Source organism: Kitasatospora sp. NPDC058406 (genome assembly GCF_042722765.1).
Taxonomy (GTDB): Bacteria; Actinomycetota; Actinomycetes; order Streptomycetales; family Streptomycetaceae; genus Kitasatospora.
This window is the reverse complement of sequence record NZ_JBHXKE010000124.1, coordinates 20,703-27,209: the sequence shown is the minus strand read 5'-3', so window position 1 is coordinate 27,209 and position 6,507 is coordinate 20,703. Positions and strand designations below refer to the sequence as shown.

Annotated in this window: 4 protein-coding genes; all 4 read right to left on the bottom strand. The window is 71.7% G+C overall.

The genetic code is table 11. The features are described from left to right. Nucleotides 1–118: 118 nt before the first annotated feature. The gene (locus ACFWOG_RS23545) at nucleotides 119–2,812 is read right to left on the bottom strand and encodes a hypothetical protein (protein WP_329949666.1); all 2,694 of its coding nucleotides are present in this window, start codon (nucleotides 2,810–2,812) and stop codon (nucleotides 119–121) included. 319 nt (nucleotides 2,813–3,131) lie between these two features. Next, a complete protein-coding gene (locus ACFWOG_RS23540) occupies nucleotides 3,132–3,731 on the bottom strand; it encodes a hypothetical protein (RefSeq protein ID WP_329949665.1) in 600 nt (199 codons plus the stop codon). A 182-nt stretch (nucleotides 3,732–3,913) separates the two neighbouring features. Next, nucleotides 3,914–4,960: a substrate-binding domain-containing protein gene (locus ACFWOG_RS23535; protein WP_380360773.1), complete on the bottom strand. Its 1,047-nt coding sequence runs from the start codon at nucleotides 4,958–4,960 to the stop codon at nucleotides 3,914–3,916. 113 nt (nucleotides 4,961–5,073) lie between these two features. Then, the gene (locus ACFWOG_RS23530) at nucleotides 5,074–6,138 is read right to left on the bottom strand and encodes a PstS family phosphate ABC transporter substrate-binding protein (RefSeq protein WP_380360771.1); all 1,065 of its coding nucleotides are present in this window, start codon (nucleotides 6,136–6,138) and stop codon (nucleotides 5,074–5,076) included. Nucleotides 6,139–6,507: the final 369 nt, after the last annotated feature.

Below are 6,507 nucleotides of genomic sequence, written 5' to 3'. Positions count from 1 at the left end.
TGTGGGGTGGGGGGATGCGCCGGGGGGGGTTGCGGGGGGTACGGCCGCCTCGCGAGGGGAGCCGGTGTCGTGGGGGACGGTCCGGGGGCCCCGCCGAGTCCTCACCGACCGGGCGGCGTCAGGGGCTGCGGCGGATCCGCGCCCAGACCCCGCGGGTGGCGGCGGTCAGCCGCGCACCGGCCGGGGTACCGCCCAGAACGAGCGCCGCCGGGCCGCCGACCAGCAGCACCAGGCCGGCGATCAGGGCGATCGGCAGCAGCAGCCGGGCACTGCCCGAGCGGTCCGCCGACGGCGAACCGGCCGCCACCGGCGCCGCCGCGAGCGGCCCGCCGTTCTGGCTCGGTGCGGCGCTCGGCGCCGGCTTGGCGGCGGCCGGTGCGGTCGCCGCCGGAGCGGGCGCGCCGCCCGCCGTTGCGCCGGAACCGCCGGTGGCCGAGCCGCCGACGCCTCCCGACGTGCCGGAGCTCCCCGACGTGCCGGAGCCGCCGGACGTGCCCGAGGTGCCGGACGTGCCCGACGAACCGGAGGACGAGGCGCTGCCGTCGGTCACCGGCGTACCCGTCGTCCCGGTACTGCCCGTCGTGCCGGTGCCCCCGGTCGTGCCGGTGCCGCCCGTGCCCGAACTGCCGCCGGTCGTGGCACCACCGGTCGACGTGCCGCCGGTCGTCCCGGCCCCGCCGTCCGTGCCACCGGTCCCGGAGGGGTTCTCCCCGCCGCCCGGAGTGGTCGGCGGCTTCTGGTTGCCCGGCCACTTGCCGTCCTGCGCGGTCACGTGCTGGACCGCGTCCTGGGCCTGCGCCCGCTGCTCCTTGGTCAGCGCGAGGAAGCCCTCGGGCAGCCGGCCCGGCTCGACGCCGTACAGCTGGCCGGTGTCGGTGACGGTCTTGAGGAACGTCCCGATCGCCGCCGCCTTCTCCGCCGGCACACCGCCGGTCGGCACCATCGCGTACTGCACCGTGGTCAGCGGGTACGCCCGCTGGTCACGGGCGTAGGCGCTGTCCGTGGCGCCGTAGGGCAGCAGCTGCGTCCCGGTCGCGGGGTCCACCGGCATGTCCGCGACGGCGGACTGCAGGGTGTCCCGGGACGGCGAGACGAAGGCACCGGCCGCGTTCTTGAGCGAGGCCTCGGGGATCGCGTAGGCCTTCGCCTGGGCGCTGTCCAGGATCGCGAACAGCATCCGCTCGCCGATCACCTGCGGGTAGAACGACGGGTGGTTGCCCTGGGCGTCCGGGTTGGCCTGCTTGGCCGTCACCTGGCCCTGCTGGATGAACCGCAGCACCTGGTTGAGGCTGGTCTGCAGCGGGTTCCACTCGAACTGCTTCCAGTGCTTCACGTGGTCCGGCAGCGGTGTGCCTCCGGGCGTCTCCACCCCGCCGCTGTCGTCCTCCCGGACCAGCTGGTCGGTCGGGTAGCCGCCGAACTCGGGCCGCATGTAGCGCGTGTTGACCCGGGTGCCCCAGGGGTCCTGCTCGCCCTCCAGGAACCGCGCCGCCTCCGGGTCGCTCGCGATCCACGAGGTCAGCTGGTAGGTCAGGTCGGTCGAGGTGCCCAGCACGATCGGCAGGGACTTCTCCGGGCCGCCGCCGCACTCGGGCCAGGCGAGGCCGCTCGTCGGGGGCAGCGGGTTCAGCGAGCGGAACTCCTCGTCGGCGAAGATGCAGTTCGGGTTGTTGCCGACCGTGGGCATCTCGATCCCGGGGGCCCGGTAGCTCTGGGTCAGCAGCTTCGCGACCAGCCGGGCGTTGAGCTTCATGTCCCGGATCTGCCGACCGGTCGGCGAGTCGACCAGGAAGGCCACCGAGATCCCGGTCGTCGCCAGCGGCGCGTAGACGTACGGCCGCGTCGGCGGATCCCGGTCAGGGAGCGCGGTGAGGCCGACGTCGCGGGTCCCCCGCAGGAACGACTGCCGGGCCTGCGGCTCGCCGCCGCCGGAGGAGTACTGGACGGTCAGCGGGGTCTTGCCGAGGCACAGCCCCGTGATCCACTGCTGCATGGCGCGGTTGAGCATCTCAAGGCCGGACACCACGAAGTCGTTGGCCCGGACGCCGCAGTCCTCGGGAGTGGCGTTGAAGGTGAGCGGGATGACGACCCGGTTGGCCCACGCGCACTGCTCGTTGCCGTTCATCCCCGTGAACGGGTTCTCGTACCCGGTCATGATCACGTCGGTGGCCGTGTAGAAGATCGCCCCGTCGTTGTCGATCATGTGGTCGGCGCAGTCCGGCTGGCCGTTCCGCATCCCGTAGAGGTCCAGCGGATCGCCGCCGTAGTTGGCCTCGACCACGATCGAGCAGGGGTGGGCGGCGTCGCAGCCGAGCGAGGGGCTCAACCGCGAGGACCGCACCTCGATCGGCGCCGTACCGGAGCCGTCCGCCCCGGTGACCGCGATCGCCATGTTGCTCGGCAGGTCGGGGGCGGTGGTGCCCTGGGGGGGGTACTTCTGCTCGAAGCCGGCCGCCGGGTCGGCACCGAACATGGTGCTGCCGTAACAGTCCATGACCTTCGGGTCGGTCCCGCGGCACTGGTAGATCCGGACCGGGTACATCACCTGGTCGGAGTTCTGCTGCACGGCCGTGGCCTGTTCCCCGGTCCTCAGCACGCTCGGCGTGAAGCCGCTCCAGGAGACCTGGATCACCTGGTCGGTGAGGCTCTCCGTCTGCGAGACGGTGACGCTCCCGTTGGAACCGTACGTTCCCGTACCCGGCTCCGCGCCCGGTATCCAGACCTTCGGCCCGGTCACCGTCTTCGCCGAGGCCGCCAGGGCCTGCGGGGCGGTGCCGAGCCCGATCGGCACCGTCACCAGGGCACCCACCACGGCGAGGACGAGTGTGAGCGAGGGTAGTCGCCGGCGCCACCGCCCTCTTTCTCTCGGGTCGGGTACGCGGATTCTCATGGCGGGTACCTCCGGGAATCGCGAGCCGCACACGAGGGCGGCACGAGGGAATGGTCGCGTTGAGGGGTGACGGCTCCGGTTGCCTACTATTCGGCCATCCGGACATGGCCGGATCAGGTCGACCGGATGTACGAGAACACAACGCGACGACTCCGTACCGGAGTTGGGAACTCCGCATACGAGCGGGCCCGCGCCGGAGCGCGGGCCCGTCATGGTGCGGCGATCACTGACGGGCCGCGGTTCAGCTGCCCTGAGTGAACGTCAGGGCGAAGGTGCCGACCGACTGGCCGGCCTTGAAGAAGCTGGTCTTGAGCTTGGAGTCCAGGTACTCCGCGCCGGCGGCGTCCAGCTGGAGGTCGGTGGTGTTGAGCGTCTGGACGGCGCCGTTGCGGCCGATCTGGCTGTCGCCGGCCGGGTCCAGCAGGGCGACGGGCGCGGTGCCGCCGACCGGCACGCCGGAGATCTGCCAGGAGTCGACACTGAAGTGGAGCTGCTTGAAGGTGGCGCTCTTGCCGGTGAAGACGTTGATGAAGAGCAGGCCGCCACCGAGGTCGATGTCGCCGTAGTAGCCGGAGAGGTTCGCCGAACCGCCGGTCACCGGGAAGGTGGTGGAGATGCCCGTGGTGCTGTCGTACGACGGGGCGGCGGTCGGCAGCGGGATGACGACGATGCCGTTGAGCGCCTGGTCCTTCAGGAAGGTGGTGCTGGAGTTGACCACCGCGCTGCCGGTGGACGGCGTGCTCGCCGGGGCCGTGTCGGCGACGGCCGCACCACTCATGCCGGTGACGGCGAGGACGACGGCGGTACCAGTGGCGGCGAGACGGGCGCGGGTACGGGACATGCTGGACTCCTAAGGAGAGGTGAAAGGTTGTGCTGGGTGGAGCAGACGACCAGGAGGTCGCCTCGTCGGCACCGGCCCCGCACTGCCCGGCGGGGTCGGCGGCCGAAGATCTGGCCCGGGAACGGCGCCGCGGCCCGGCTGCGGGCCCGGCGGCCGGTGCGCCCGGCGCGGCCGGAAGCCGGTCAGGAGAGGGTGCCGCAGAGGCCGGCGGGCAGCGGGAGGAAGCCGTGGGTCTTGATGTCGGTCACCGCGGTCGCGTTCCCGCAGATCCAGCCGGTGGTCCCGAGGAAGTTCCGTAGGGCGGTGCCCTGGGGGGTGTTCGCGACGTAGGCGGCCTGCCGGACCACGTCGTGCACCAGCCCCCCGTAGAGCGACCCGGCGAACGGCGCGTTGATCGCGGTGGTCGTGGTGTCGACCGGCGGGATCCCGTTCACCGCGCGGACGGTCAGCGGGCCCGGCGCGTCGCCCGGGAGGCTGCGGCCGAAGTACACCTGGCCGATGTAGTGGCCGACCGAGTAGGGGAACACCGCGTCCGGGTCGTTGAGCAGCGGGTGGAGGCCCTGGTTCTCGACCGGGGTGGTCGTGACACACCCGCCCGGGATCACCGAGGTGCCTCCGCCGACGGCCCTCAGGAAGCGCAGCCGGGTGCCGGAGTCGGCCGGCGGCAGGAAGGGCTTGATGACGGCGTTCGGCAGCAACGGGTTGATCTGCTGCCAGTTGGTGAAGGTGCACTCGTAGATGCCCTTCAGCTCGGTCGAGGTCAGACCGACCGGCGCGTTGCCGCCCGACGTGGCCGCCCAGGAGACCGCGTCCTTGGCCAGGGCCACGAAGCTGTTGGTCGCGGGGTCGGAGGGCAGCCGGCCCCGGTCCGACCTGACGAAGTCGACCCCGTTGGGGTTCGCCTGGAGCGCGACCAGACCGTTCTGGGGTCCGAGGGGCCGGGAGGCGGCGGGGAGGCCCGTCTTCAGCGTGATGATCGGCGTTCCGACCGCGTCGAAGCTGTACGCCCGCGGCGCGGTCACGTTGCCCAGGGACGCCAGGTAGGCGTTGTAGTCGGCGGTCAGCTGGTTGAGCAGCGGGGCGGTGGTCTGCGAGCCGACGCCGACGATGGAGTTCGGTGCGGGGACGACTCCCCCGGGCGGGTCCGCGGCGGCGGAGCCGCTCCCCAGGCCCGCCAGTGAGGCGGTGACCGCCGTGACGGCGAGCAGCTTGCCCAAGACTGTGCGCATCGTTCCCCTGCTCCCTGTGCGGCGGTCGTCCGGTGGGGCCGGCGGCCACGGGCGCGAGGCCCGTGACCGCCGGGTGGTGCACTCGGTACTGATCGTGCGGGTGGCGCGGTGGATCAGATGTGGGTGGTGGAGCCGCAGGCGCCGTTCGGGAGGGCCAGGAAGCCGTAGTCCTTGATGATCGCGGAACCGGCACCACCGTTGGTGCAGATCCAGCCGCCGACACCGAAGATGGCGCGCAGCGCGACACCGTGGGCGTCGGTCGCGGTCCACTCGGCCTCGCGGACCACGTTGTAGATCACGCGGCCGTAGGCGGTGGCGGCGAAGGAGGAGTTGATGACCTTCGGGGTGGCGGTGCTGACCGGCACGATGCTGTTGATGTCACGGATGGTCAGCGGGCCCTGGGCGTCGCTGCCCGAGGCGTGGCCGTTGAAGACCTGGCCGATGTAGTGGGCGACGGAGTAGGGAACGACCGCGTTGGCGTCGTTCAGGACCGGGTCGGTGCCCTGGTTCTCCTGGACGAGCGGGTTGGCCGTGACGCAGGCGCCCGGGACGACGGAGGTGGCGCCGCCGATGGCCTTCAGGAAGAAGGACCGGGTGCCGGAGTTGGTCTGCGGCAGGAAGGGCTTGATGGTGGCGTTCGGCAGGGTCGCGCTGATCTGCGTCCAGTTGGTGATGGTGCACTCGTAGATGCCCTTGAGCTGGGCGGTGGTCAGGTTGGACGGCGCGTTGCCGCCCGACTTGGCCGCCCAGGAGACCGCGTCCTTGCCCAGGGTGACGAAGATGTCGGTGGCCGGGTCGCCGAGCTGCGGGCCACGCGAGGAGCGGGCGAAGTCGACCGTGGTGCTGGTGTTGGTGTTCAGCGCGTTGATGCCGGCGCCGGAGCCGTTCGGGCGGGCGATCGAGGTCGCACCGGTCTTGGTGGTGATCGGCGAGGAGCCGGTCGCGTCCCAGCTGTAGAGGCGCGGCAGGGTGCTGCCGGCCGGCAGGGAGGCGTTGTAGCCGACCGAGAGGCCGTTCAGGACGGCCTGGGTGGTGTCCGAGCCGACGCCCACGATGTCCTGGGCGAGCGGCAGGGTCGGCAGCGTCGACGGGTCGGCGACGGCGGTGCCGCTCGCGACGGTGACGACCGAGGTCGCGATGGCGGCGGCGGCGAGCAGCTTGGCAGCGGTCTTGCGCATGTTCCGGTTCCTCCGGTGGGAGAGACGTACATCGCTTGCCCGGGTACTGGTTGTCAGTCCCGGGGCCGGGTGACCGCGTCCGCGGCGGCCTCTCCGGCAGTGCCGATCCTGTCGGTCGGCGCGGTTCCGTCGGAAGGGTGGTCAGTGACCCGGGGGGATTGTCGATATCTCGGTTCGGAGAGGTTTAGCGACTGGTCAGGATGGTCGAGCAGGGTGGTAAATCCGCAGGTGGGAGGCCGGTTACGTTCTTCTCCAGGTGGCGACTCGGGGGTTTGCCGGAAACCTGCGCTTCACCGGAAAAGGGGGGAAGGGGAGAGATGGGGCGAGCGGGAACGGGCACGGGACCGCGACGAGCAGGAAGAACGGGCC

Excerpts from the sequence above, each read along its gene's own strand:
- ACFWOG_RS23540 (WP_329949665.1), bottom strand. The coding sequence starts at position 3,731 with ATGTCCCGTACCCGCGCCCGTCTCGCCGCCACTGGTACCGCCGTCGTC.
- ACFWOG_RS23535 (WP_380360773.1), bottom strand. The coding sequence starts at position 4,960 with ATGCGCACAGTCTTGGGCAAGCTGCTCGCCGTCACGGCGGTCACCGCC.
- ACFWOG_RS23530 (WP_380360771.1), bottom strand. The coding sequence starts at position 6,138 with ATGCGCAAGACCGCTGCCAAGCTGCTCGCCGCCGCCGCCATCGCGACC.